1 protein-coding gene is annotated in these 801 nt (G+C 68.8%); it reads right to left on the bottom strand.

What is annotated here, in order from left to right:
• Window positions 1–81: 81 nt before the first annotated feature.
• Window positions 82–801, bottom strand: a 720-nt coding sequence (gene dctP / locus G7A99_RS22265) for a TRAP transporter substrate-binding protein DctP (protein ID WP_163144182.1), incomplete at its 5' end; no start/stop codon positions are given.

Genomic DNA, 801 nt, shown 5'->3' with positions numbered 1-801 from the left:
AGAACAGGCATACCCGAGCGTTCCGGTTGCACCTAGGGACTGGACGCCCCGGGCGGCTGCCCGGGGCGGACGGGGCGCTGCTCAGCCGATGAGGCCGAGCTGCTTCATGAACTCGACCTGGCTGTCGAGGATGCGCGTGGCGAGCTTGTTATCGCCGGCAGTCTCGCGCCAGACCTCCATCGCCGTGGGCCGGCCCTGCTTGACGACCTCCGGGCCGAGATGGATGACCTCGCAGCCCCGCTCCTGGAACTTGCGCAGGGCGATCACGTCCTGGGCCAGGATGTGCTGGCGCAGCGCCGCCGAGACCTCCCGTGCGGCCACCGCGAGCGCGGCCTGGTAGCTCTTCGGGAGCTTGTCGTGGGCGGACTTGTTGGCGACGTAGCTGGTCGCGGTGGTCGGCTGGTGGAAGCCGGGCACGATCACGTACTTCGCCACTTCGTCGAGGCCCGCCTCCAGGTTGGCGGTGAGGTCACCGCGGTCGGCGAAGTCGATGACGCCCTTCTCCAGCGCCTGGTATACCTCGGCGGTGGGCATCGGCGTGACCGCGACGTCGAACGCCCCCATCACCGCGCTGGCGAGGCCGACGAAACGGCCCTTCTTGCCCTTCATGTCGTCGAGTTCGTGCAGCGGGAACTTCGAGTGGATCGGCTCCTGGCCGTAGACCGTGGGCGCGATGTAGTGCAGCCCCGCCTGCGCGTAGGCCTCGCGGGCCATGTCCAGGCCACCGCGCTCGTAGAACCAGGCCTCGTACTGGTCCGGCTGCTCGAAGCCGAACGGGATGGTGCTGGTGAACGCGAACGC

It is taken from the genome of Arhodomonas sp. KWT, assembly GCF_010993615.1.
Note: the sequence above shows the minus strand (reverse complement) of the source record. Positions and strands in the feature narration are given on the sequence as shown.